This is a genomic window from Streptococcus gallolyticus subsp. gallolyticus DSM 16831, from assembly GCF_002000985.1.
Lineage (GTDB): Bacteria > Bacillota > Bacilli > Lactobacillales > Streptococcaceae > Streptococcus > Streptococcus gallolyticus.
This window is the reverse complement of record NZ_CP018822.1, coordinates 2,146,027-2,168,300: the sequence shown is the minus strand read 5'-3', so window position 1 is coordinate 2,168,300 and position 22,274 is coordinate 2,146,027. Positions and strand designations below refer to the sequence as shown.

The window sequence follows — 22,274 nt, the reverse complement described above, 5'->3', positions numbered from 1 at the left end:
CTGAAGCAAAATAAACTGCACCTCCAAACGTTAGACAAAAATCTAACGATAGAGGTGCAGTTCAAAGTGCCAGGCTTCCTTTGATACTTAGTTATGACTGTAAGATGTAGTGGTGGTTTGCAATTGTAACTAGATAAAAGAAGAGGTTGAGAACTTTTTGTCTCAGCCTCTTTTTCACTCTCTTTGATTTATTTATTGTTCGACTGGCAGTTCGATGCTTGATTGGTCTAAATCAACTGTCAAAATGTAATTGCTATTGTCACGGATAGTGTGCTCAAAGTCTGTTGTGTAGAGAAGCACACGGAGAGTGTCGCCTTTTTCCAATTTGTAGATACTTGGTTGAAGGGTGAAATCAATGGTCATCCACTCATTTGCAGGAATATCTTCGATTGTTAACAAGTCTGTACGATTTTGAAGATTTAGAACACCTTTTGTGATGACACGTTCTTTGGCTTTGGTAAATGGCAATTCTTTGAGAGCTTCACGTGAGAAATTGCGTCCATTATCAATAGCGTATAAATCAAGTACAGAAGGAACATCTTTAAAACGTTTCTTTTCGCCATAGTCTAGGACTTGGGCAGACAGAATTCCTTTATTTTCACTAGATTTGACGGTTAGGTGTAGAGTGATTTGCCCATTGATATGGTAATCGTGTTCAATCGGTAAATCGAGGCAAATGGCATTTGCTTTTCCAGTAAATAACTCACTCTTGAAAGTTCTGAAATTCTTGCTATAACGTTCAAATTCAGCTTTGGCGTAATGATTGTCAATGATTTTTTGGTCTGTACCAAGAGCTAAAGTTGCTTGATTGTTACTGCCAAATTCAGCTAAGCTTGTCCAAGCTTGTTCTTGGCTATTATCTTGCCAGATAAGTGTTGGCAAAACGAAATGATTATCTTGTCCAAGCATTTTTTCAGAAAGTAAAGTGTTCATGCTTTCACGGAAATCAATGGATTGCCAGTTGTGCATGTAGACATGCTCACCGTGGTGAAGAAAAGCGTGTTTTTCGACAGTATCTGGAAGGGCATTGAAAATATTGAAGATGTGACGTGGTTTGACATTCCAGTCTTGGAGCCCATGAGTGAATACGCAGGTTGCTTTAACCTTGTCAGCGTGTGGCAGATAATTACGGTCATGCCAAAATTGATTGTAATCACCAGAAGCACGGTCGAGTTGCGCAGATTGCTCGTCAAGGAGTTCTTGGTAATGTGCATTATTACGAAGATAATCGCCAGTCAGCAGATTACGTGAATAAGTCAATTCGGTCAGCACATCAAGGTCCTCACCAGGATAGCCGCCAGGGCTGCAAACCAACCCATTTTCACGATAATAATCATACCAAGATGAAATAGCTGATTCAGCGATGATAACTTTCAGCCCCTCAACACCTGTCGTTGCTAGAGCGGTTGACATGGTTCCAAGATAAGATTTTCCAGTGGTACAAACCAGTCCACTTGCCCAATCAGCAACAACTTTTTGGTCACGACGGTGGCTAGAAAAGGCGATTGCTTTTCCATTTAACCAATCAATGACTGCTTTAAAACTTTCCACTTGCGCATAATCTCCGCTGGTCATAAAACCGTCAGAGCCTGCAGTTCCAACCCCAGAAACGTAGATATTTGCGAAACCACGTGCAAGGAAATAATCATTGAGCGTGTAGGGGTCAATAAAATTGAAACGTTCTTCACTTTCTCCGACAGGAAGGTCAACATCAGGAACAGCTAACGGTTCAAAGTCACGTGTTTCAACGTTGATTGTTCGTGCTGGTTTTACAGCTAAATCACCTTCCATTTTGTAAAGTTTTTTATCGTTAGCAACGACATTTGTTCCTTGGTGATAAGGACTAGCTGTCATCATGGTTGGCAATTGGTGGCTTGTTTTAGGGCGAATAATATTGACCTTAATCAAATCGAGTTGTCCGTCTTGGTCAGTATCAAGCGGTGATTGCACATAAACAACTTCACGAATCAAATCAGTTGTATCAAACGTTGCTAGTGATTTGCCATTGAAAAAATGATAATCATTATCTACTGGAATAAGCCCCTTACTAATTAAATCATCAAGCAAGGTCATACCGGATTTTTGGCGACTAACTAGCAAATGATAAAGCGCCTCAAGGATGTGTCCTTTTTGATAATTAATCGGAAAGGCAATTTTTTCTAAAAAGTCAGTTGTATTTGTAAAGTCAACATGCGGAATAAATCCGAGAAGTTGTAGTGAAATAGTGTAAAAAATATCCGCTGTCAATGGACGTTCAGAATTAAAAAATGTTAATAAATCTGTCTCAAAATCAGCGATTAATTGACGAAGTGGGTAGTCCGTATCTTTGTAATTAAAGAAAATCTTACGGCAGAAATTTTCAAGAGCTTTTTTATCAGCTTGTTGGTGGGTAATATCAAATCCCAAGGCTTGCAACTCTTGCTCTGCAATAGCGATAGGTCTTGGAATGAAAGAGAATTGATTATATTTCATGAAACTTTCCCTTCTAAAAAGTAAACGTTTTAATTTTACAGATAACCTTTACATTATCTATTATACTTGATAAAATGTTAGTTGTCTAAACTATATTTTTTTTCGGAGGAAACAAAAAAACATGGATGTTACATGGACTGTGAAATACATCACAGAATTTATCGGAACAGCCTTACTTATCATTCTTGGTAATGGTGCTGTTGCCAATGTTGACCTTAAAGGTACAAAAGGAAATAACTCTGGTTGGGTTATCATCGCACTTGGTTATGGTTTCGGTGTTATGATTCCTGCGCTTATGTTTGGTAACGTTTCAGGTAACCACATCAATCCAGCCTTCACACTTGCACTTGCAGTTTCAGGTTTGTTTGATTGGTCACACGTTCCACAATACATCATTGCTCAATTACTTGGTGCAATGTTTGGTCAATTGCTTGTCGTTATGACACACAAACCATACTACCTTAAGACTGAAAATCCAAATGCTATCCTTGGTTCATTCTCAACTATCTCAGCTGTTGACGATGGTACAAAAGAAAGCCACAAAGCTGCTTGGATTAACGGTTTCTTGAATGAGTTCTTAGGTTCATTCGTACTTTTCTTCGGTGCTATGGCACTTACTAAAAACTACTTCGGTGCAGAATTAGTTGCAAAATTGACTGACTACGGTTATGACGCTACTACAGCAGCAAGCCAAGTTGCACCTTACACAACAGGTTCACTTGCTGTTGCTCACTTAGGACTTGGTTTCCTTGTAATGACACTTGTTGCATCACTTGGTGGTCCTACTGGTCCTGGTCTTAACCCTGCACGTGACCTTGGTCCACGTATCGTCCATGCTTTGCTTCCTAAATCAGTTCTTGGTGAACACAAAGGCGATTCTAAATGGTGGTATTCATGGGTACCAGTTATCGCTCCAATTCTTGCAGGTATCGCAGCAGTAGCCTTATTCAAACTCTTGTACCTATAAGAATGAGACATATAGGAGACCTTCGGGTTTCCTTTTTTTATTTTTGATTGGCGCTAATAAAATATCTAATCAATTTGTGCATGAGAAACTCTGTTAGCTAAAGTTTTTCATCACTATTCTTATGTTTTTGATGTGCTCTTCACCAATTTTATCCCTAAATCTCTTGAACTTTGTGAATTATCACTGTATAAATAAAGAAGTTGGGTACTTTTTATACAAAAATTCCTTAAAAACGCATAATTTCTTGTCAAACTAAATAATTTTTTCTAAAATAGAAAAGACCTAGTCCTTATTTTGTAGGAACTGTATTGAAAATTTAATAAAAGAAACATTGTGAGGAGACAGTTATGACTTTATTTGACGAAGTCACGTTTAGGCATCCCGTTTTGCGAATCAATAATCGTGACCACAACATTGAGTTTTATAAAAAATTAGGTTTTAAACTAGTTAACGAAGAAAATGCAATTGCTGAGTTTTCGACCAAACAAAAAAATGCTCGTTTTGTTATTGAAGAATCACCAGCGCCCGATACACATGCTGTTGAGGGAACAAAAAAAGTTAATAAGATTGTTGTTAAAATTCCGAATGCCGATGAAGTGACAGCTATCTTAGGAAATGGTATTGCTGTTGAGCGTCTCTTTAAAGGTAAAAATGGGTATGCCTTTGAAACGTTATCACCAGAAGGTGACCTTTTTCTTTTACATTCTGAAGATGATATTCAACAATTAACTGAAATCGATAGTGTCAATTTCCCTAAAAATGATGAGTTAAAAGAAGTTTCTGACTTTAGCTTCGAAAGTATGACACTTAACGTGGCTGATGAAGCAGCTGCGCGTGCTTTTTACAATGATGTCTTTGAAGGACAATTTCCGCTTGATATCCAATTTGTGCAAGCGCAAGGTGCAGATTTAGCCGTTGACCCGCTTGAAACTTGGGATGTGGAAATTTTAGAATGTCAAGTTCCTGACAATTATGATTTGAAAGCTTTGGCTAGCTTTTTAGAAAATAAAGGGCAAACTGTTTATTTGGATAAAAAAGCGAGTGTCTTAGTACTTTCTGACCCTAGCAATATTGAAATTTGGTTTATCAAATGACAAACTTGTTAGAAATTATTAATAACCAGATCAATCGCAATATTTACCATGGAGCTAGTTTAGCTCTTTTTAAAGACGGTCAATGGTCAGAACATTATATTGGTACGATTGACGGTGTCACTCCTGTAAAATCTGGCTTGATTTATGATTTAGCGTCTGTTTCCAAAGTAGTTGGCGTTGGAACAGTTATTATTTCTCTTTTATATCAAGGAAAATTAGAGTTGGATGCGCCTTTAGTGCGGTATTATCCTGATTTTCACGAGTCATCTGTAACCTTACGACAACTTTTGACACATAGTAGTGGGATAAATCCTTTTATCCCTAATCGTGATAATCTGAATGCAGCTGAGTTGAAAGAAGCCATTAATCACATTACTGTGGAGAGCAAGAAAGAGTTTCTTTACACAGATATCAATTTTCTTTTGCTTGGCTTTATGCTAGAAGAGATTTATGGCAAGTCACTTGATGTGATTTTTAAAGATGAAGTCTTTCAGCCTTTTGGCATGACAAATACTGGTTTTGGTCCAGTAAAAAATGCGGTGCCTACGGTTGCTGGCATCGGTGACGGGCTTGTTCATGACCCAAAAGCCAAGGTTCTTGGTGTTCATTCTGGTTCAGCAGGGTTATTTTCAAACCTGCAGGATTTAGAAAAGTTTTGTCAGCATTATCTAACAGATGATTTTGCGAGTGATATTTGGCAAAATTTCAGTCAAGCGAATAAAGAACGTTCGCTGGCATGGAATAAAGAGGGCGATTGGCTTGACCATACTGGTTACACAGGCACTTATGTGACAATCAATCGTAAGGAGCAAAAAGCTGCTATTTTTCTGACTAATCGTACATATGCTTATGATGATAGACCTCTGTGGATTGAGGAACGTCAGAGAATTTCACAATGGATTCAGCAGAATTATTAAAAAAACAGATATTTCTTTGAAAACGTTTTGTTTTTATCAGCCTTTTTAGCCCTAAAGTGTTATAATGAGGGTGATAAAGGAAAAGGAGGAACAAGATTATGGCAAATGTACTAACTGTTGTTTTTGATGTTGAAAGCGAAGCCTACCAAGCTTTTTCAGAACTAAAATCATTCAAGCAGGATAATGATACACAAATTGCACAGATTGCATTGGTGAAAAATGAAGATGGTAAAATCACTATCAAAGATTCTATTGACTTTGATGATGCTAGTCGTGATTATGCAACTGTTGGCGGTATTATCGGCGGTCTGTTGGGCATTTTGAGCGGTCCTATCGGTGTTATTATTGGTTATGGTATCGGTAGTCTTGCTGGTGCAGCAAGTGGAAGCATGACTGATGCGAGTGACAATAGCTTGATTGAAGAAGTGACAACAAAATTGCTTGATGGTGATGTTGCCGTTATTGCTCTAGTTCACGAAGAAGATGAAAGTATTTTAAACCATGTCTTTGCTCCTTATAAAACGAATATTATGCGTTGGGATGCCCTTGCTCTCGCACGTGAAGTTGAGCTTGCAGGACAAGTCCAAGATGAATTGTACGATAAAGTTCAAGAAGATTTGAACGAACGTCGTCTAAATCATCTCAAAGAACAAGGAAATGACATCGCAGATGCTATTAAAGCAACTTTCCGACGCCTAAGAGGAAAAGAATAACTTTAAAAGGTGGTCTATCAGCGTATTAGAACCTATTCAGTGGTGATTACTTAAATAGTTGAAAATATTGTTTGAGGTTTGGAAATCTAGCTTGCAAAGCAAGTGTTAAAAAGTGCTTAATCAATTGCGCATGGGAAACTCTAAGTTGAAAAGTTGGCAATTTATGTTTTTAGATTTCTTGACAGCGACCTTCAACAATTGATTTCCAGATTCTCGAAGTCCAAACCACTGTATTTTGCTTATTACAGCTATATAATAGCGAGGCTGAGCACTTTTGTCTCTCAGCCTCGCTTTTGTTATGTCAAATTGCAAATCACCCCGATATAATGAATCTAAGCCAGTAAGCGGTTAAAAAGTTTTATAATGATTTTTCCATACTGATGTGCATGATACCAGCTTCTTCAAATTCTTCGCCGAAGTAAGTAAAGCCAAGCTTGTCGTAGAAACCTTTTGCTGTTAATTGCGCGTGTAATACCATGCGTTTAAAGCCTTGTTTTTGACAGAATTGAATCACATCCTCTAAGAGAAGTTTTCCAAGATTTTGTCCTTGATAGGCTGGTAGTACCGCCATACGTTGTAGTGTCGCTTCACTATGGTCTTTATTTGGCAAAATACGGCAGGTAGCGGCAGCTTGACCTTTCTCATCATAAAGGACAAAATGAAGGCAATAAGCCTCGTTCTCGTCGATTTCAAGCGACATTGGCACACCTTGTCCCTTAACAAAGACTAATTGGCGGATTCTGACAGCGTCTAGATATGTATCTGATAATGTATTTCGTGTCTGTTTGATTTTCATAGCTATATTTTAAAAGCAAAAAAAGACCTTGTCAACTGACAAAGTCTTTTCTTCTATTCTTATTTTCCAGCAACGGCTTCAGCAGCGTCGTCCATTGAAAGGACTTCGTGGAAGACACGTTGTGTCAATTCAGTTTTTTGCTCTTTTGTAAGATATTTAGTGTTGACACAGTAACCAGAGATACGAACGATAACATCTTCACCACTCATAATCTTGTCATAGACATCTTTAAGGTCCATAACGTTCAAGTTAACGTGTTGTCCACCGTTTTCGAAGTAACCATCAAGGATAGTTACCAAGTTATCAACTTGTTCATCGAATGTCTTACCAAGGGCACGTGGAGAAACTTGAGTTGTAAGTGAGATACCATCTGCAGCGTATGAGAAGTCAAGGCTTGCAAGCGAGTTAAGATTTTGCAACCAACCACCACGAGCTTTGTTAGATGGATTAGCACCTGGAGAGAAGAATTCAAGTTTAGAAAGGTTCACAGTGCCATCTTCGTTAAGGTAAACACCTTTGTGGACTGGAGAGTTACCAGTTTGTTTAGAATAAGCAACGTTTGAAGTGATTGTAAGAAGTGATACAGTAGCTTCTGCATCCTTGTAGAGTTTGTGGCTACGAAGACGAGTAGTGTATGCTTCTACCAACCATTCTGCCAATTCGTTTGAACGAGGGTCATCTTCACCCCAACGAGGGTAATCACCAGTTGTTTCGTAATCGTAGATGTAACCATTTTCATCACGGATTGGTTTAACAGTAGCGTATTTGATTGCTGACAAGGTATCAACAGTATTTGCAAAACCACAGATACCGAATCCCATGTTAGCACGTTGTTTTGTTGGTAAGAATGCCATTTGGACAGCTTCGTAGTTGTACTTATCAGTCATGTAGTGAATGATGTTAAGGGCATCTACGTAAGTTGAAGTCAACCAATCAAGTGATTTTTCAAAGTTAGCTTTGACAGTTTCAAAGTCAAGAACTTCGTCACGGACAGGGTCAATATCAAAGACTTTGTAGTCTTTGTGAACATCGTCGTAACCACCGTTCAAACCAGTAAGAAGAGCTTTAAGGACGTTTACACGAGCACCAAAGTATTGGATGTTGTGACGTTGTTCTTCATTTTCTGGGTCAAGTGGTGATACACAACATGAGATACATGACATTTCACCATAACCGTCTTTAGCCATTGTTGTCACACCTTCGTATTGGATTGAAGAGTGTTTGTGTGACATTTTCATACAGTAGCGACGGAATGAATATGGCAATTTGTCAGTCCAGAGAACTGTCAAGTTTGGTTCTGGAGCATTACCAATATTATCAAGTGTGTTCAAGAAACGGTAGTCCATTTTAGTAACACGGTGACGTCCGTCAGCACCCATACCAGCCATAGAAGTTGTGATGAATGTTGGGTCACCTGAGTAAAGTTCGTCGTAAGCTTTTGTACGTGCGAATTTTACAGTACGAAGTTTCAAGACAAAATCATCAACGAATTCTTGGATTTCTGATTCTGTAAATGTACCACGAGCAAGGTCACGTTCTGCAAAGATATCAAGAACAATTGGCACACGTCCAAGAGAAGTTGCAGCACCGTTGATAACACGACAAACAGCCATAAATGCGATATTTACCCATTGGATAGCTTCTTTAACGTTCATCGCTGGTTTGCGGACATCAACACCGTAAAGGTCACCAAGTTTGACAACTTCACCAAGTGCTTGGTATTGCAAGTTAACTTCTTCACGAAGACGAATTGATTCTTCATCAATTTCAGTAATTGCATTCCAGTCGTTGGCTTTTTCTTTCATCAAGTAGTCAGCACCGTAAAGAGCAAGACGAGCATAAACACCGATGATACGCCCACGAGAGTAAGCATCTGGAAGTCCAGTTACAGTGTGTGCGTGACGTGCACGACGGATATTTGATGTATAAGCACGGAAGATACCGTCATTTACTGTAGTTACGTGTTTTGTAAAAATTTCGTGAACAGCTGGGTCAGGTTCATAGCCATGTTCCTTGAGAGCTGTTTCTGCCATACGAATTCCGCCTTTTGGCATGAAATTCAGTTTGAATAACTCATCATTTTGAATACCGTAGATTAGTTCGTCGTCTTTTGAAATATAGCCGGCAGGAATATCTGCGATTGATGTTGGACGAGTATCCATTGGGAAATGAGTTTCTTCGTAGTGAGCTTTAGTTTCTTCAATGATTTTTTTCACTTTAAGTGAACGTTCTGTAGCAGGAGCTAAGAAGCTTTCATCACCATCATAAGGTGTGTAGTTAGCTTGTACGAAACGAGAAACGCTGGCTTTTTCTTTCCAGTCAGTACCTTTAAAGCCTTCCCAGGCTTTTTCAAAAACATCTGTATTAGTTTTAACAGTCGCCATAATGAGATTTCTCCTTAAATTCTAGTAACAGACCATCTGTTACATTTACAAGTATAGTTTATCACAAAGGAAGCGTTTTCCAAAGCAGAAAACTCGCAAAAAACGATAATCTTTTCTAGTACAGTTTCATAAAAAATACTTAACTGTACTAGAAATTTGTAAGTTTGGTTGAAAACCATGAAAATTGTTATAATAGATTCAGAAACAATCAGAAAGGACAGGCTTATGTTGATTTTTCCTTTAATTAATGACACTTCTCGAAAAATTATTCATATTGATATGGATGCCTTTTTTGCGTCGGTAGAAGAGCGGGATAATCCAGACTTGAAAGGTAAGCCTGTCATTATCGGTTCTGATCCACGAAAAACAGGTGGACGTGGTGTTGTTTCAACTTGTAATTATGAAGCCAGAAAATTTGGTGTTCATTCAGCCATGTCCTCAAAAGAAGCTTATGAGCGTTGTCCGCAAGCCGTTTTTATCTCAGGTAATTATCAAAAATACCGAAAAGTCGGTATGCAGATTCGTGAGATTTTCAAGCGTTATACGGATTTGGTTGAACCCATGTCCATTGATGAAGCTTATTTAGATGTCACTGAAAATAAACTCGGCATCAAATCAGCTATTAAAATTGCCAAAATGATTCAATATGATATTTGGCAAGAAGTTCACTTAACCTGCTCGGCAGGTGTCTCTTATAACAAATTTTTAGCTAAACTCGCTTCGGATTTTGAAAAACCGAAAGGATTAACTTTAATTTTACCAGAAGATGCCCAAGATTTTCTAAAAAAACTTCCTATTGAGAAATTTTACGGTGTCGGAAAACGGTCTGTTGAAAAATTGCATCAACTGGGTGTTTTTACGGGAGCAGATTTGTTGGAAATTCCTGAAATGACCTTGATCGATCTTTTTGGTCGCTTTGGCTATGATTTGTACCGTAAGGCGCGTGGCATTTCAAATTCGCCAGTCAAGTCTAACCGCATTCGCAAATCAATTGGAAGTGAGCGAACTTATGGTAAATTATTATATGAAGAAGATGATGTCAAATCGGAAATTTCAAAGAATGCCCAGCGAGTGGTTGACACGCTTCAACGTAATCATAAAGTTGGTCGGACAATTGTCTTAAAAGTGCGTTATTCGGATTTTTCAACCTTAACCAAACGAATAACCCTTGATGATGTCACCAATGATTTTGAAGTGATTGACCAAGTTGCTAAAACGATTTACGATAGCTTAGACGAGTCAAAATTAGGTGTTCGCTTGTTGGGGGTGACTGTCACAGGTTTAGAGGATAATATCCAACCCTTGAATTTATTTGACAATTAAAATACCGCCTTAGTAAGTTGCTGAGACGGTATTGATTTTTATAGATTATAATACTTATTCAGCTTCAGTGACAGCCTCGTCATTTTCCTCTTCGTCTTTATCTAATAATTGCCCTGCTTTTGCATAGACATAGCCATAAAGAGCTAGGAAAATAACTGGGAGAAGGAAAGTTGTAACTGATAATGTGCTACCTAAAACGACTGCAAGAATAATGCCCGCTACATTATAGACAACTGTGTAAACCAAACCAAGGCGGTAAGGTGTCAAGCTTGGAGCATCTTCTTTGATTTTAGGTAAATTTTTGAACGCTAAGAAGGCAATGGCAATATTTGCAATCAAAGCAACAATCATGATAATAACGTTCCAGATATTTGTAGCTGCCACGATTGTTTGGTAAGTATCGGCATCATAAGTACTTTTAATGGTGTCAAGATTATTCAGTAACGTGAAATAGCTGATAATAGTAAAGATTTTTGCAAGGACTGCAAGAACATTTACCCATGCAATAAAGAGCGTCCAAGAACGCAATGATTGACGAATTTTTTCATAAGAAACCATATCAAACCTCCTAAAACAATGGTTATACTAATGTGATAGTACAAATATTATAACACAAAATTTCTCTCTGTAAATAGCTTTTTATCAATACTTAGTATTTTGATAAAGCTTGTCGTTTCAAGGGATTGGACTGTTTTAAATATCAAAATATTTTAAGTATAGAAGCTTTGAAACACTTGTATCACATTCTGAGTTATAAATAACCCCATGATTTTGAGCATCATGGGGTGGCTGTTATTTCTTAAAAAATTGTTCAATGTCGGCTTGGGTAATGCCAATCATTGGGTTGATAAATGCCAAGTTTTCTTCTGTCAAGCGATAGATTTTTGGTTCTTGCTCTGTTTGTGTTTGCTCATTTTCGGCAATATCTAGTGTCAGTTGAATGTTTTCTTCTTTAAAAATATTTGTTTGGGGAGAAGTTGGAGAGGTGATTTTCTCAGCTTCATTATCTGTTTTAGGTGATGTTTGTTGAGAAATTTCAGTTTGTAAATCAATACTTTCTTCTTCTTGTGCGGAGCTTGTAAAGCGTTGAACAAGATAGGTGTTGCGCTTAGCGCCTTCGTTTTTTATGGCGTAATCAAAGGCGGCAATTTCCCCTAACATCACTAATTTACTCTTAGAGCGGGTGATAGCTGTGTAAATGAGGTTACGTTGTAAGAGTCGGTGACTTTGGCGAGTGATCGGCAAAATGACAACCTGAAATTCGCTACCTTGTGATTTGTGGATTGACATGGCGTAAGCAAGGGTGATTTTATGCCATTCATTACGAGGGTAGATAACTTCGTTGCCGTCAAAAGACATGTAAAGCTCGTCTTGTTTGGATTCGGTATATTTAGCAGGAATAAGGTCTGTAATATAGCCGATATCACCATTGAAAACATTGAGTTCAGCATCGTTGATGAGGTGGAGAACTTTGTCACCCTTACGGAAATTCATCTCACCAAAGGCAAACGAGAGTTGATCTTTAAGCGGGTTAAGTAAATCCTGAATAATGATATTAAGTCGATTAATCCCAGCTGCGCCACGGTACATTGGGGCAAGAATTTGTATTTCTTGTGGGTCAATGCCACTCTTAACAGCTGCGCTGACAATTTTAGGAATCATTTCTGGGATATATTGTGCACTTGCTTCAAAATAAGAACGGTCAGCTTTCTTTTGTGTGAAGTCAGCTGGTAATTTTCCAAGTCTCATCTGATTAGCAAGTGTAACAATGGTTGAATCTTCCGATTGTCTAAAGATTTTAGTCAATGCTAGTTGAGGAAGAGCTTCAATTTTTAATAAATCAGCTAATACTTGCCCAGGACCGACAGACGGCAATTGGTCACTATCTCCAACGATGATGACTTGAGTATTGGACGAAATGGAACTAAAGAGTTGATTGGCAAGCCAAGTATCAACCATTGAAAATTCATCAATGATAATCAAGTCACAGTCGAGATAGTCATCAATAGCTTGGTAGTCGTTATCGCCATTTAACCCCAAATGGCGGTGAATAGTCGCACTTGGCAAGCCTGTTAATTCATTCATACGGCGGGCAGCACGTCCTGTTGGCGCTGCTAAGATGATAGGAATATCTTTTTTCTCAAGGTCAATGTGATGAAGGTCTGCGTAGGCAGCAATCAAACCGTTGATAACAGTCGTTTTTCCCGTCCCAGGACCACCAGTCAAAATAAACACCTTGCTCTTGAGCGCTTCTTTGATAGCATTTTTTTGCACATCATCGTAAGAAATGCCGAAAGCTTCCTCAACGTCAGCGATTTCTTCTTGCAAGTCACCATCTGAAAAGTTTTGGTCGAGTGGCGTATCAAGGATACGTGTCAGGTGTTTTTTGATACCTGATTCAGCATAGAAAAGAGTATTGTCAAAAATTTTGGTACCGACATTTTGCACCTTATCTTCAGCGATAAGCGTTGATAATTCTTTGGCAACGGCTGCGGGGTCTAACTCAATTTGTCTAGCTTCTTCAAGGGTGGTAATGGCATTTTCAAGCAAATCACGCGCTTCGACGTAAGTATCTCCTCGTTCAATAGAAGTTTCAAAAAGACTGTGCACGAGAGCAGCACGAAAACGTTGAGGGGCATCTGCTTCGATTCCTAATTGTTCAGCGAGTTGGTCAGCGATTTTAAAACCAATCCCTTGAATGTCTTCGACCAATCGATAAGGATTTTCTTGGATAATATCAAGACTGTCTTCCTTGTATTGATTAAAAATTTCAAAGGCAACGCGGTTAGTCAAGCCATACTCTGCTAACTTGGATAAAATGAGCTCTGTACCATAATTAAGTTTGAGTTTGGTTAAAAAGTTGTCTTTATTTTCCTTAGAGAGCCCAGAAATACTGTCTAATTTACTAGGGTCTTCTAGGATTTTATCAATGGTATTGTCGCCGTAAAGCTGCACAATTTTTTCAGCAGTTTTTTTACCAATTCCTTTGAAATGGTCGCTTGAAAAATATTTAATAAGACCAGAAGAAGTTGGTTTGCTGCGCTCGTAACGTGTGACTCTGAGCTGTTCGCCATATTTTGGGTGTTGCGTTAATTCACCCCAAAACGTATAATTTTCTCCCTCGATAATATCGGCAATTGTTCCAGTAACAATGATTTCAAAATCATCAAAGTCTGAATCAGTATCCTCAATTTCGAGCAATAAAATTTTAAAGAAATTACTGGCATTTTCAAAAATAATACGGTCAATTGTGCCAGAAAAGAAGTATTCCATAACGTGTCCTTACTTGATTACTATAATGGTTTTATTATATCATTGCTAATCAGATAAACAAACTTTTAATCTGTTTAGGTAGTGGGAGTTAAGAAATTAAAGTCAAGTGTAACTCTAGCCAAAGGGACTATAAAAGTCGGTTTATCTACGTACCAAAATTCGTTTGGTTGTAATCACTCAGCAAATAAAAACTCATTAGAAAGAGACGCAAAATGCGTCTCAAAATTTAATAAAAATAAGAAATTTAGTTTATTTTAAAGGCGATACATAATCATCTGGTAATTTACCCTGCCAATCAATCCATTGTTGTTCAGCAATTGGCATTAATCTTTCCAGTTCTTCGCGAGTAAATAGTTTTCTACTTTCTGGATTTGCAATCAAAGCAGTAGGTCCCTCTTCAATAAATTGTCTCTCACTAGCAATTTTTTCCTCCTCAGTTGGTGGCCAAGCATCGTTTTGCAACTTAAAGTGAATTTCAGAAGAGGTCTTTTGACCACTATCAAGCAGTTGAAAGAGTTCATCTGATAACTCATAGACGACAAGTTGAGGAGCAATGCCTCCCTCTTCTGTAACAAAATAATACTGTCCGTTATGACGCCAAACAATTTGACCATATCCTTCAATTTCCTCAAATTGACTAACATCTTCCCATCTTAATTGGCTATGTGCCATAATTTTATAGCCATCCTTTAGCTTTTAAAAATTTATCTGGTATACGGAGTTCAATTTCTTCCATGATATCTTTAAGGTAACTGTCCCAATCTGTAATCTCGCTGTAAGCTAGTCTTTTCCCCAAAGATGTTCCAAATTGGTCATTAAAAACTAGTGAAAAACCACAAAGTCCGTTTTCATAGTTAAATTGAATCCAGAAATAATCATAAGCTGCAAAATTAAGTTTAAACATATGATGATTCGGGACATCAACAACATCATAAATTGAGAGATTCTCTACTCGTTCCTCAAAAATTTCTTCAATTTTATCGCAGAGCGACATAGCCTTTTTGTCCATTTCATTTAATTGCATACCAATATTCTCCTATCTTTTTTAAACGTTTAAATTTATATTCATCTTTTAAATAATTCCATTCCCAATCAAGTGCAGAGCCTTCGTATTGTTTTAAACGAGGGTCGTGAGAAAAACGTATCTCTTTACCTGCAGCAACAGCATCATCTAAGGCAGGTTGATTAAAATACCTAAACATATCATGTCCCTCAGTATCTAGATGATAATTAGAAATTATCTTATCCCATTCGCCTCCCAAACTAAAGAAGGTAGTATCTCCAGCCATAACAGTATAAGAATCTGGACCTGGAACGAACCAATCAAGACTACCATCAGAATATACTGTTGGACGGTACTTTCCAAGGGTTATTGTATCAGATTCAGGGTTGATAATACTCATTTTACGGTATGTATTATACTCACTTAAAAATCATTTTGATATGCCAGTTTTAATAATTTCCCCTGTTTTTACATCAATTATTACTTTTCTAGCGTAAAAATCTGTTGCTACTAATTGGTCATCACTAATTTGACTCATATTTTCATAAGGTAAAGGATTTTTCCATTTATCACATGATGCGACCCTCCAGATGACTTCCCCAGTCTTTAGTGAAATAGCATAAATATTATCTAGACTGTTGCTATTAAATGGGATAGAAAGCAATACTAATACACAATCTTTAAAGTTAATAATAGTTCTAATATCAAAATTAAAAACTATTTTTTTCCCAGCTACAACAAGGCAGTTTCCGTTCTCTATCATCCTATAATTTCTCCAACACTCGAACACAGTCTGATGGACTGATCCCCGCCTCAGTATACTTGTTCTATTGTTTATAACGCTGTACGTCATCCAGTTATTACGATAATCAATTTTATTATTTGGTAAAACCTATGATTTTTAATTCACCAGTCGTAATATTGACTTCAAATTGTCGCCCCATGAAATCAGTAGCAATTAGTTTCCCATTAATTGAAGTTATATTAACAAGCGGCGAGCATTGAAATTGAGAAGTTGGCTTTTTAAAATTTGCTTTCCAAGCAATTTCGCTTTCAGAATTCAACTTAAATAAATTAAAATAATCATCTTCTGTTAGCGGTTTTCCAAAAGGAATTTTTAATAAAACGAAAACTTCATCATTTATTTCAAGAAATTTAGAGATAGTATTTTTAAAAATACATTCTTTAGAATTCATCATTAATTTGTTATTTATAATTTTTATATCAAATTTCATTTATTAATCTCCATTAAGTGGTAGTTTTCCTAATTCTTTAAAGTCTCCAACATATTGTCCCATCAAATCAAATTGTGTTCCACCACCTTGTTTTCCAAATAAAGGATTAACCTCTCCAACTCTTAGCGTCACACCTTGTGGTAAATTAACTTCTCCAACATATTTAGGAAGATTCGGAAGTGCAAATTTTTCTTGTATCTGAGTGGGAGATAAGCCAACAATATCTTCTGCTTTCATGACCCAACCACCATACAAATTTGAATTTTCCCCATCATAAACTCTAACAAATTTTGTCGGCTCAACTAACGTAATTTCACTAACTGAGCTATTTAGAGCATATGGAGGTTCAGTGTAACCTTGCTCAGACCACCATCTATTAGCATAAGATGAATCATAGCTTTTTTTCACAATCCACTGACTACCAGACAGAGTCACCTCGCTATCAACTTTTCCAACAGTCGAAGCAACTTCGCTGGTTTCTGTGAGTTTAGTGAGGGCGCTGGCTTCATCAACGTACTTGAGTTTGCTAATTGAAGCGGGACCAACTAGTGTAGCCACATCAAAGGCATAGCCACCTAAAGCATAGTCGTCACCTGTTTTAACAGCAGTAACAAAGTCCGTTCCAATCTTTCCAAGCTCCTTACCAACAGCACCCCAAGCCTCAGCGTCCAGAGCCAGCAAGCTGTCAGTAAACTCACTAGCTGCAAGCAGATTATTGGTGGCGCCTGTTATGTCGTCTTTAATCCATTGGGGCGTTTGATGACCAGTAACATAATCAACTCCCATTTCAAGCCCTTCAACCGTTAAGTGACTCAATTCGCCAATTCCAATAGCTAATTGGTCTACCGTTTCCGAGGCTTTAGAGATAAAGCCAAGAACGGACAAAGCTAGGGATTTATCAAGTGCCCCACCAAAGTAATCCCAATGGGTCTGCTCTAAGGTTTGTCGTGCTCCCTCAAAGAATTGAGCATCTTTGGCGGCTTGGCTTTGTAACCAAGCCTCAACAGGGTGTTGTTTGGCCCAAGCTGCTTGGGCTTCTTTGGCAGCTTCCTCTTTAGCCAGCTTTTCTTGCTCTTTTAGCTGTTTATTGACAGACTTAATCCCCTTGCGTCATTGTGAGGGGAAATGTATAGAAAGAGACGCAAAATGCGTCTCAAGGTTAGTCTGATAAAATCACATCAAAAATAATACCCATAACTTTATTCAAGAAGTTTATTCCAATTTTAGTGGGTTGCTCTTGAACCTTAGGCTTATGATATTTCTTCTTTAAAATACGAGATTTTATAATATCATCATTTAGCGCATCAAGCTCATTATCAAAAAAACTAGCTATTCCTTGTTGTCCTGCACGTTCATTTGTTGCATAGACTATGATTTGTTATGTTTCCTGTTTAAAACAACCCCATATTCTTGAACTGGATGTTCAAAGTATAAATTAACAGGTAAGTTTTCTTTATTTATAAAATCGATTAATTGTTGTTTAATCATTGTATCAATTCTATAGGAGTACCCAAAATTGTTGTAATTTAGTATTATCTTCACTTACTATAAAGTTCCTCTATCATATTTTTAACTAATACAATATTAATACTCACTTCGGTACCTTCGAAAAAAATGAAAGTTGTGTTTAGTCACCTTTAAATTTAGAGATTTTATGAGCCTGACTTAATAGATTTTGAAATTCTTCCTCCGAAAAGAGTTTTCTATTTTCTTCAATGTTATTCAAGATAAACTTAGGGTGTTCTCTTAAAAATTTGCGATCAGACTCTTCTTGGGTTAGATGGTGTTTCAATTTCCATATACCATTACTAGCATAGGATATTAACTCTTTTCCAGTATGTTCACCTGATAAATAGCCATCAACAGCTGTTTTTGGAATTTCTTTTACTATTTCAGGCATAGTTATATTAAAGGTTGGGTATTTCAAAAAATATTTATCACCATCTTTATAAATTTCTAAAATATCTTCTTTACTAGTATAAATATGTTCCATAACAGTCTCCTTATTTCCATAGTTCAATAATTTCTACTTTATCAATTGTTACAGGATCGATGACAGATTCTGGTACTCCACCAGGGTAAGTTAACCCTTCTGGACGCCACCAGCTATTTGCTCCAGCTTCATTTTCGCTTGGTATAGATATTCCCTTTTGGGCCACAGTTTCTGATGAAGCATCTAAACGATAGAGCGGTTGATTTCCAAGATAGCCATCATCAAATCCTAAAAAGACAATTACAGAAAGAGATACAAAAGTAACTTAAAATCAATCTGGTAAAGTAACTTTCAAGCTCATATCAGTTGGTTGTAAAATCTTTTGAACTTGCCCTAAAAAAGCAAGACCATTGTCTGATGGAACATACTGAAAGGTGATATGGATGACCTTTTCTTTAAAATTATCGCCATGTTTTTCAACGTATTGTTTAGTTTCAAGATAGTAAATGTAATTATTGATTTTTTCTTGAAGTTTGAGAAGGTGGTCGTGTTCGGTATATGAAAGCCAGAGATTGTCATCAATCAATAATAATTCCAGATGATCTTCAACAACACCTATGGTGTCTATAGAAACTGTATCCAAAATAATATCTCTATTTTTTAGTAAAAGCTTTGCTTCATCAGACTCAAGATAATCTTTTAATACTTTAAATGCAAACTCTACTTCTTCTTCTTTTTTGCCGGAAATGTGTCTGATACGTTTTTCAATTGTTGGATCTTTAATGACACAATCTAAAAATTGTGTTTCTGAAAAGGAAGATGTTGGATAATCAGGGTCGGGAAGAGAAATAGTCACGGTTCCCCCTTCCCCAATTTCAAATTGTTGATGTTTTCCTGTTGCTGCAACTATAATTATTATAGGGATTCTGTTATAAGTGAGATCAAACCTAAAGTTTTCATAGCCACCTTCACGAATAGTAATCTTGTCTAAATCAATCTGAAATACATTCCATAACGCCGTTTTTACATTTTTATAACCTAAACTTTCTTTGATTGGTAAGTAATTTTCGTTCATTTTATTGCCATTTTTGGATTTCCTCTTTTTTGCGTTTCCCATACTCAGGACTAATTAAAGTAAATAACCTAATTTTTTCCTCATTACATTTTTTTTCATAAAGAGAAAAATCACCATTAATTGCTTCCCATGCAATATCACTTGCTTTTTGGATAACATAGTAATCTAAAAGCTCATATATCAAATCATCTAAACTATCAAAAATTTTATCAAAAGTAGTTTTTCCTCGTTCCTTTGATATTATATGATATCTATTTTCGTCCATAAAGATTGTTCGTTTATCTGAAAAAAATAGTTCTGGTTTTTCGTCAAGAATAATATCGTCATCTTCTAATTGGTAAACGTCAATTTTTTTAAGATTATCTAATAATTTTTTTTGAATTATTTCTTTTAAATGAGTCATCAATATTCCCTCTATTTTAAAATTCTTATATAGTTTCTATCAATTAAATCTTTTACAGATAATTCAGTAAAATACTGTATTCCCATTCCAGGTTGATTAAACCAAGGTGCAATTATACCAGCTTTTGAATTTATAGGCTTCAAAATAATATACTTCCGGTACGGTTCATTTATCATAAATGGAGGAAGTGCTCGATTCTCAAAATTAGTGCCAATAGGTGAAAAATACCGTCCATTAGAATTACTACCATATCTATCAATAATTGTCCCTGGCTGTAATGTTATATTATCAAATTTTCCATTAAGAAAACCATCTACATGAACGCTACCATCTATTCTTCCTAGCGCACTTTCAGGTGTTCCAGGGTATATAAACTCACCTGTTAATTGATTAACAAAATCTGGATTATCATAAATATTTTTATGCGATAGGTAAAAATTATCTTCAGGTGCGTATAGCCAGTCGGTTAATTTTATTCGACCTTCAGGCTCTATTCCCGCCTCAGCATACTTGTTCCACTGGATATACTTTTGAGCATCTTCGGCAGACATTAATTTTTCGAATGATAAACTCACCCCATCTTCAACCTTACCAACAGTCGAAGCAACTTCGCTGGTTTCTGCGAGTTTAGTGAGGGCGCTGGCTTCATCAACGTACTTGAGTTTGCTAATTGAAGCGGGACCAACTAGTGTAGCCACATCAAAGACATAGCCACCTAAAGCATAGTCGTCACCTGTTTTAACAGCAGTAACAAAATCCGTTCCAATCTTCCCAAGCTCCTTACCAACAGCACCCCAAGCCTCGGCGTCCAGAGCCAGCAAACTATCAGTAAACTCACTAGCTGCAAGCAGATTATTGGTGGCACCTGTTACGTCGTCTTTAATCCATTGAGGCGTTTGATGACCAGTAACATAATCAACTCCCATTTCAAGCCCTTCAACCGTTAAGTGACTCAATTCGCCAATTCCAATAGCTAATTGGTCTACCGTTTCCGAGGCTTTAGAGATAAAGCCAAGAACGGACAAAGCTAGGGATTTATCAAGTGCCCCACCAAAGTAATCCCAATGGGTCTGCTCTAAGGTTTGTCGTGCTCCCTCAAAGAATTGAGCATCTTTGGCGGCTTGGCTTTGTAACCAAGCCTCAACAGGGTGTTGTTTTGGCCCAAACTGCCTGAGCTTCTTTAGCAGCTTCCTCTTTAGCCAGCTTTTCTTGCTCTTTTAGCTGTTTATTGACAGACTTAATCCCCTTAGCAAAGCTAGCGTCATTGACAAAACTTAGGTACTGACTATCACTATAACTTAGGCTTGTTGTCTGACTGACTTGGTTGACCTTGCTGTCAATGGCGGTCAACAGGCTTTCAGAACTAAGCTCACTTCCAGCACTATTAAAGCTCGTCACCTTATCAATGGTATTGCTTAGGTATTGGCTAGCGGCATCACTATCCGTGTCGTAGTTACTTTGTGGGCTAGAGAGCGAAATCAAATCACTAACACTGGCATAGATGCCGGCAATGGTTTCTTCTTGCTCCCCATGTTGATTTTTAAAGTTGCTTAGCTGGTCTTTGAGCTGATTAAGGTAATCCTCATCTAAAACCGCAGTTGTAGAGCTTTCACCAACACTTGCTTGAAATTCTGCGATTAACTGATACATATCGCTAGCAAGGAGCTTGGTCGTATCCGCTAACCCAACGAGAATCGCCGCATCAACGTTGTTCAGTTGGTGGTAAATCGCTTGTCCTGTTTGACCAGTCAAAGCTTCAGAGGTGATAATCTTGTTAACACTCTTTTTGGCTGTTTCAAGCTGTTCTTCTAAGCGCTCCGCTTCTTGGCTTAACTTAGTAGCTGCTTTGGTCAACTCAGCTAACGAAACATGAAAGCCCATAAAAATCCCCTCCCTTTAGTTGAACTTCCAGCAAAAGGAGAGGACTAGCTATTACTTGTCCTAAATATAACATAAATTTCCTCCCTAAATTTTGTCATCATTATAGCATAAAAAACTGAAATTTTCAGAATTTAACATAAATTAATATTAAAAATTAAGGCAAATGTTTCTCAAATTAAAAACATTGCCTCAGTTTTTTTATTTATTAATTAATAAAGCCGATTTTTGAGAGTGGCCAGAAGCGGAATTTGACTTCACCGACGATGTCTGATTTAGAGAAAGTTCCCACTTCACGACTATCTTTTGAAACGATACGGTCGTCTCCGAGGAGATAATATTGTCCTTTTGGAACTTTGACTGTAAACTCGGTATTGCCATCACTATCAGTTGTGAAAGCATCTGAGCTTTCAGCTAACTCTTGGAATAAGGTATTGTACGAATAAGTATCTTGCAGTTGGTCGTTCTCAAAGGCTTTTTTATATTCGTCTAAGTAGTCCTCATCAACTTTTTTGCCATTAACGTAGAGGACATCATTTTTATAAGTAATGGTATCGCCTGGCATACCAATCACGCGTTTAACAATTTCTTTTGTCTTACCGTCCTCGGTTTCTTTAGCAACAACAATGTCAAAACGGTCAATAGATGTGGTTGATAGGACAATAAGACGCTCACCGTCAGCTAACGTTGGATCCATTGAATGACCGTCAACTTTTACAGGTTGCCAAATAAAGGCACGACTAAGTATAAGAATAAGAAAGAAAAGGATTAGTGGTCCCCATTCTTTAATAAAGTGTTTCATAAATCT

22 protein-coding genes and 1 pseudogene are annotated in these 22,274 nt (G+C 37.3%); 5 read left to right on the top strand and 18 right to left on the bottom strand.

Translation table 11 applies throughout. The features are described 5' to 3' along the window. Positions 1-192 precede the first annotated feature (192 nt). Positions 193-2,472 (bottom strand): Xaa-Pro dipeptidyl-peptidase, encoded by a 2,280-nt coding sequence (locus BTR42_RS10750; protein ID WP_077497694.1) that lies wholly within the window; start codon positions 2,470-2,472, stop codon positions 193-195. 121 nt (positions 2,473-2,593) lie between these two features. Here BTR42_RS10750 and gla point away from each other — a divergent pair, with 121 nt between their 5' ends. The 4 genes from gla (at position 2,594) to BTR42_RS10730 (ending at position 6,163) form a co-directional block, all read left to right on the top strand. Continuing rightward, entirely contained in the window at positions 2,594-3,439 is an 846-nt protein-coding gene (gene gla, locus BTR42_RS10745) for an aquaglyceroporin Gla (RefSeq protein ID WP_009854949.1), read from the top strand. A gap of 347 nt (positions 3,440-3,786) precedes the next feature. Beyond that, a complete protein-coding gene (locus BTR42_RS10740) occupies positions 3,787-4,533 on the top strand; it encodes a CppA family protein (RefSeq protein ID WP_013643447.1) in 747 nt (248 codons plus the stop codon). Then, on the top strand, positions 4,530-5,450 hold the full coding sequence (locus BTR42_RS10735; RefSeq protein ID WP_039693757.1) for a serine hydrolase domain-containing protein: 921 nt from the start codon (positions 4,530-4,532) through the stop codon (positions 5,448-5,450). The genes BTR42_RS10740 and BTR42_RS10735 overlap by 4 nt, the downstream gene beginning before the upstream one ends. A 98-nt stretch (positions 5,451-5,548) precedes the next feature. After that, the gene (locus tag BTR42_RS10730; RefSeq protein ID WP_039693729.1) at positions 5,549-6,163 is read left to right on the top strand and encodes a DUF1269 domain-containing protein; all 615 of its coding nucleotides are present in this window, start codon (positions 5,549-5,551) and stop codon (positions 6,161-6,163) included. Positions 6,164-6,521: 358 nt separating this feature from the next. Here the strand turns inward: BTR42_RS10730 and BTR42_RS10725 are convergent, their stop codons facing one another. Together BTR42_RS10725 and pflB are read right to left on the bottom strand one after the other, a co-directional pair. Then, complete coding sequence (locus BTR42_RS10725) at positions 6,522-6,959, bottom strand: GNAT family N-acetyltransferase (RefSeq protein WP_077497691.1); 438 nt, start codon at positions 6,957-6,959, stop codon at positions 6,522-6,524. 59 nt (positions 6,960-7,018) lie between these two features. After that, positions 7,019-9,343 (bottom strand): formate C-acetyltransferase, encoded by a 2,325-nt coding sequence (gene pflB / locus BTR42_RS10720; protein WP_077497688.1) that lies wholly within the window; start codon positions 9,341-9,343, stop codon positions 7,019-7,021. A gap of 225 nt (positions 9,344-9,568) precedes the next feature. Between pflB and dinB the strand changes: the two genes are divergently transcribed. Further along, positions 9,569-10,666 (top strand): DNA polymerase IV, encoded by a 1,098-nt coding sequence (dinB, locus tag BTR42_RS10715; RefSeq protein ID WP_061458080.1) that lies wholly within the window; start codon positions 9,569-9,571, stop codon positions 10,664-10,666. A 54-nt stretch (positions 10,667-10,720) separates the two neighbouring features. Here the strand turns inward: dinB and BTR42_RS10710 are convergent, their stop codons facing one another. From BTR42_RS10710 to lepB, 15 genes and pseudogenes are all read right to left on the bottom strand, one after another. Continuing rightward, the gene (locus BTR42_RS10710) at positions 10,721-11,224 is read right to left on the bottom strand and encodes a hypothetical protein (protein ID WP_013643442.1); all 504 of its coding nucleotides are present in this window, start codon (positions 11,222-11,224) and stop codon (positions 10,721-10,723) included. A gap of 521 nt (positions 11,225-11,745) precedes the next feature. Beyond that, a pseudogene (gene recD2, locus BTR42_RS10705) lies at positions 11,746-13,939 on the bottom strand (SF1B family DNA helicase RecD2); the annotation flags it as partial. Positions 13,940-14,188: 249 nt separating this feature from the next. Next, complete coding sequence (locus tag BTR42_RS10700; RefSeq protein WP_077497683.1) at positions 14,189-14,611, bottom strand: hypothetical protein; 423 nt, start codon at positions 14,609-14,611, stop codon at positions 14,189-14,191. Positions 14,612-14,615: 4 nt separating this feature from the next. Next, positions 14,616-14,963: a hypothetical protein gene (locus BTR42_RS10695; RefSeq protein WP_077497681.1), complete on the bottom strand. Its 348-nt coding sequence runs from the start codon at positions 14,961-14,963 to the stop codon at positions 14,616-14,618. Continuing rightward, positions 14,950-15,342: a hypothetical protein gene (locus BTR42_RS10690; RefSeq protein WP_077497678.1), complete on the bottom strand. Its 393-nt coding sequence runs from the start codon at positions 15,340-15,342 to the stop codon at positions 14,950-14,952. Before BTR42_RS10690 ends, BTR42_RS10695 begins: the two co-directional genes overlap by 14 nt. A 30-nt stretch (positions 15,343-15,372) precedes the next feature. Then, positions 15,373-15,705, bottom strand: coding sequence for a DUF7957 family protein (locus tag BTR42_RS10685; protein ID WP_077497676.1), 333 nt, complete (start codon positions 15,703-15,705; stop codon positions 15,373-15,375). 115 nt (positions 15,706-15,820) lie between these two features. Beyond that, entirely contained in the window at positions 15,821-16,177 is a 357-nt protein-coding gene (locus tag BTR42_RS10680) for a DUF7957 family protein (RefSeq protein WP_077497673.1), read from the bottom strand. Positions 16,178-16,180: 3 nt separating this feature from the next. Next, complete coding sequence (locus BTR42_RS10675) at positions 16,181-17,062, bottom strand: hypothetical protein (RefSeq protein WP_077497671.1); 882 nt, start codon at positions 17,060-17,062, stop codon at positions 16,181-16,183. Positions 17,063-17,804: 742 nt separating this feature from the next. Beyond that, complete coding sequence (locus BTR42_RS10670) at positions 17,805-18,170, bottom strand: hypothetical protein (protein ID WP_077497669.1); 366 nt, start codon at positions 18,168-18,170, stop codon at positions 17,805-17,807. A gap of 10 nt (positions 18,171-18,180) precedes the next feature. Continuing rightward, entirely contained in the window at positions 18,181-18,336 is a 156-nt protein-coding gene (locus BTR42_RS12620; protein WP_157769869.1) for a hypothetical protein, read from the bottom strand. Positions 18,337-18,441: 105 nt separating this feature from the next. Further along, entirely contained in the window at positions 18,442-19,227 is a 786-nt protein-coding gene (locus BTR42_RS12920) for a DUF6572 domain-containing protein (RefSeq protein WP_237394384.1), read from the bottom strand. Beyond that, positions 19,187-19,588: an Imm63 family immunity protein gene (locus tag BTR42_RS10660; protein WP_077497664.1), complete on the bottom strand. Its 402-nt coding sequence runs from the start codon at positions 19,586-19,588 to the stop codon at positions 19,187-19,189. The genes BTR42_RS12920 and BTR42_RS10660 overlap by 41 nt, the downstream gene beginning before the upstream one ends. 11 nt (positions 19,589-19,599) lie before the next feature. Beyond that, complete coding sequence (locus BTR42_RS10655) at positions 19,600-20,613, bottom strand: TNT domain-containing protein (RefSeq protein WP_077497660.1); 1,014 nt, start codon at positions 20,611-20,613, stop codon at positions 19,600-19,602. Positions 20,614-20,728: 115 nt separating this feature from the next. Further along, positions 20,729-21,469 carry a T7SS effector LXG polymorphic toxin gene (locus BTR42_RS10650; RefSeq protein ID WP_077497659.1) on the bottom strand — a complete coding sequence of 247 codons (741 nt, stop codon included), beginning with the start codon at positions 21,467-21,469 and terminating at the stop codon, positions 20,729-20,731. A gap of 205 nt (positions 21,470-21,674) precedes the next feature. Further along, entirely contained in the window at positions 21,675-22,268 is a 594-nt protein-coding gene (lepB, locus tag BTR42_RS10645) for a signal peptidase I (protein ID WP_009854940.1), read from the bottom strand. Positions 22,269-22,274 lie beyond the last annotated feature (6 nt).

Excerpts from the sequence above, each read along its gene's own strand:
- BTR42_RS12920 (WP_237394384.1), bottom strand. The coding sequence starts at position 19,227 with ATGGGAAACGCAAAAAAGAGGAAATCCAAAAATGGCAATAAAATGAAC.
- BTR42_RS10680 (WP_077497673.1), bottom strand. The coding sequence starts at position 16,177 with ATGAAATTTGATATAAAAATTATAAATAACAAATTAATGATGAATTCT.
- BTR42_RS10740 (WP_013643447.1), top strand. The coding sequence starts at position 3,787 with ATGACTTTATTTGACGAAGTCACGTTTAGGCATCCCGTTTTGCGAATC.
- lepB (WP_009854940.1), bottom strand. The coding sequence starts at position 22,268 with ATGAAACACTTTATTAAAGAATGGGGACCACTAATCCTTTTCTTTCTT.
- pflB (WP_077497688.1), bottom strand. The coding sequence starts at position 9,343 with ATGGCGACTGTTAAAACTAATACAGATGTTTTTGAAAAAGCCTGGGAA.
- BTR42_RS10690 (WP_077497678.1), bottom strand. The coding sequence starts at position 15,342 with ATGAGTATTATCAACCCTGAATCTGATACAATAACCCTTGGAAAGTAC.
- BTR42_RS10650 (WP_077497659.1), bottom strand. The coding sequence starts at position 21,469 with ATGGGCTTTCATGTTTCGTTAGCTGAGTTGACCAAAGCAGCTACTAAG.
- BTR42_RS10695 (WP_077497681.1), bottom strand. The coding sequence starts at position 14,963 with ATGCAATTAAATGAAATGGACAAAAAGGCTATGTCGCTCTGCGATAAA.
- BTR42_RS10735 (WP_039693757.1), top strand. The coding sequence starts at position 4,530 with ATGACAAACTTGTTAGAAATTATTAATAACCAGATCAATCGCAATATT.
- BTR42_RS10685 (WP_077497676.1), bottom strand. The coding sequence starts at position 15,705 with ATGATAGAGAACGGAAACTGCCTTGTTGTAGCTGGGAAAAAAATAGTT.
- gla (WP_009854949.1), top strand. The coding sequence starts at position 2,594 with ATGGATGTTACATGGACTGTGAAATACATCACAGAATTTATCGGAACA.
- BTR42_RS10730 (WP_039693729.1), top strand. The coding sequence starts at position 5,549 with ATGGCAAATGTACTAACTGTTGTTTTTGATGTTGAAAGCGAAGCCTAC.
- BTR42_RS10750 (WP_077497694.1), bottom strand. The coding sequence starts at position 2,472 with ATGAAATATAATCAATTCTCTTTCATTCCAAGACCTATCGCTATTGCA.
- BTR42_RS10670 (WP_077497669.1), bottom strand. The coding sequence starts at position 18,170 with ATGGAACATATTTATACTAGTAAAGAAGATATTTTAGAAATTTATAAA.
- dinB (WP_061458080.1), top strand. The coding sequence starts at position 9,569 with ATGTTGATTTTTCCTTTAATTAATGACACTTCTCGAAAAATTATTCAT.
- BTR42_RS10725 (WP_077497691.1), bottom strand. The coding sequence starts at position 6,959 with ATGAAAATCAAACAGACACGAAATACATTATCAGATACATATCTAGAC.
- BTR42_RS10700 (WP_077497683.1), bottom strand. The coding sequence starts at position 14,611 with ATGGCACATAGCCAATTAAGATGGGAAGATGTTAGTCAATTTGAGGAA.
- BTR42_RS10710 (WP_013643442.1), bottom strand. The coding sequence starts at position 11,224 with ATGGTTTCTTATGAAAAAATTCGTCAATCATTGCGTTCTTGGACGCTC.
- BTR42_RS10660 (WP_077497664.1), bottom strand. The coding sequence starts at position 19,588 with ATGACTCATTTAAAAGAAATAATTCAAAAAAAATTATTAGATAATCTT.